We start from the raw sequence: 2,549 nt of genomic DNA, 5'->3' as shown, positions 1-2,549 counted from the left end.
TGAAAAGAGGCGTTCAGATAGGCACCTCAGACACATCTTTAATTTTTGCAACAGGCCTATATTGTCAATGATCAAAGTGGGCTTGATAGGCCAAGACAAGTTGCAACGTTGAGAATGTTTAGCTTTAATATGAGCCTAGTTGCTTACTTTTTAAGGTGTTGTCAATCTAACAGGAAGCCAAATCAGGTAGCTGCCATTTTGTTCGACACGAGCCTTTTTGGAATTTAAAATGAACAAGAAGAAACCAATATCATTATACAATCCTGCCTTCCATCAAAATCCATATAACAGCTTTCAACGCCTCCAAGAGGATGGTGAAATCCACTATGTTAAGTTTCCTAGTGGTGTATGTGGTTGGTTAGTCACGGGCTACGATGCCGCAATTAAAACGCTTAAACACCCTAAAATTGGTAAAAATCACAAATTGGGCAATGCCCACTGGCGTTCACTTGCCGCAATAATGCCTGAGCCACAGCACACCCAATTACAATCGCATCTGCTACATCAAGATCCACCTAGGCACACAGCTTTGCGTGATTTAGTCATGGAAGCGTTCTCTGCCTCTCGAGTTGAACGGTTTCGTGAGCGAGTTACCTTGATAGCACAGCGTTTGCTTAAGCCACTGAAAAACGCTGGAGAATGTGACTTGATTTCAGATTTTGCATCGAAACTGCCTTTGCTGGTATTGAGCGAAGTCATTGGTCTTTCAGACAAACACCGTGCGTTATTCAAGCCTGTTTGGTGTAAGGTTGTTCAGCCTGTCGGCCCTAATGACAAAGGGCGAGCAGAGTACATTGCATTATTGGCTGAACTCCAATCCTTTATCGATAGCATCATTGATGAGTCACGGGGTGGCGACACCGAGCGACTGATTGTCCGTCTCGTTGCTGCGTATGACGAGAAAAGGATAAGTCGCGATGAGCTTACCTCGATGCTATTTCAATTATTGGTTGCAGGTCAGGAGCCCGTGACCAATCAAATCGGCAATGCCATGTTGGCATTGCTACAACACCCCGAGCAACTGACACAACTTCGAGAGGGGTCAACACGCATTGACCGCGCCATTACTGAATTGCTTCGATACGACGGTGCGTTCGAAATTAGTACATGGCGTTTTTTCCCAGAGACGACAGAGTGGTTAGGCGAGACGATTCCTGCGGGTGACTCGGTGATTGTCGGACTCAATGCAGCTAACCGTGATTCTGCACAATTTGGTTGCCCTCACCAACTTGACTTCACACGTGAACGAAACAAACCACTCTCTTTTGGCTATGACCATCATCACTGCCCTGCATCTTCATTAGCGCGCTTGGAACTTGAGGTCAGTATCCAAGCAATTTTAGCCTATTTGCCCAACATCCAACTGGCCTGTAGCGAGCAAGAACTGTGTTGGATTAATGCCGTGTTGGCACGTGGACTTTTAACACTGCCAGTGAAATATACAACAGGAGAATCAAACTCATGATACTTTCACTCAAGCACGACGCTGTTGCAGACACAACCAAAGCCATACTGGAAATATTGTTACGTTACCGTCGAGCCCTTTATCCCAAAGCGCAGTATCAATATTTACCTCAACTGAGACAAATAAGCAGATTGGTAGAAACGGGTGACAAAATAATATTGACACTCCCCGCTTTTCCGTGCAAATCACCCAATACAGACAAGGTGTTGGGCCCACTGCCAGATATGGCTGAACGTATGTCATTGCGATTTTTAAAACAGCTTTGCGATGAAATTGAAAAGGTGTATGCGCCTGGTGCGCGTGTGTTGATCTGTTCAGATGGCCATGTTTTTGGTGATCTGATAGGGGTAAGTGACGACACAATTAATGATTACACCGCTGCATTGATTGATATGATCAAAGCAGAGCAGATTTTATGTATCGACATCTTCCAGTTATGTCATGTTTACCCTGATGCTGACTTTGAAGCGCAGCGTGAAATACTGGTTAAAAAATGGGCGAGACCGGTCCCTGAATTGCGTGAAGAAGTCATCTCTATCGAGCACCAAAATAAACTTTACTGTGGGATAACGCGATTTCTTGTAGAGGATGCGTGCTTATCATCAAAGAGCATGAGTAAATCTGCTTTGCAGCGCCTTAGCAAGGAACGTGCGCTGGGTGTTATGCAGCGCTCTGAAGCATGGGGCAATTTGATTGCACAATATCATCCACGCACAGTGAGACTGTCTATTCATCCTCAGCCACCGGGTTCAGCCAAGTTAGGCATTATGCTATTAAACGCCGAAGACACTTGGGTGACGCCTTGGCACTCGGTATTTGTTGATAAAGGTAATAGTAAATTATTGATGAAACACCGTGAAGCAAAAGAGATTTGTAATCTGGTGAAAGAAAATGGTCAACCCAGCCACTACATCCTGCCTAATGCGACGCATTGCTAGTATTTAATGTCATTTCTTATGTAAGGATATGAGAATAAAGAAATCTGAGAGGGAACGTGACAATACGAGCTAAAAGGAAGGCAGAGAAAACGACACTTCCAGTGTCAGTAAAATGAATCAAACGCCGAAAACAAAGGATGTTGAAT

General features: G+C 44.5%; 2 protein-coding genes. Both read left to right on the top strand.

The features are described from left to right. Window positions 1–229: 229 nt before the first annotated feature. Window positions 230–1,465 (top strand): cytochrome P450 family protein, encoded by a 1,236-nt coding sequence (locus VSA01S_RS19475; protein ID WP_039983941.1) that lies wholly within the window; start codon window positions 230–232, stop codon window positions 1,463–1,465. Continuing rightward, window positions 1,462–2,403 carry an L-tyrosine/L-tryptophan isonitrile synthase family protein gene (locus VSA01S_RS19470; RefSeq protein ID WP_039983942.1) on the top strand — a complete coding sequence of 314 codons (942 nt, stop codon included), beginning with the start codon at window positions 1,462–1,464 and terminating at the stop codon, window positions 2,401–2,403. The genes VSA01S_RS19475 and VSA01S_RS19470 overlap by 4 nt, the downstream gene beginning before the upstream one ends. Window positions 2,404–2,549 lie beyond the last annotated feature (146 nt).

Origin of the sequence: Vibrio sagamiensis NBRC 104589 (genome assembly GCF_007990935.1) — a bacterium.
GTDB classification, from domain to species: Bacteria; Pseudomonadota; Gammaproteobacteria; order Enterobacterales; family Vibrionaceae; genus Vibrio; species Vibrio sagamiensis.
Note: the sequence above shows the minus strand (reverse complement) of the source record. Positions and strands in the feature narration are given on the sequence as shown.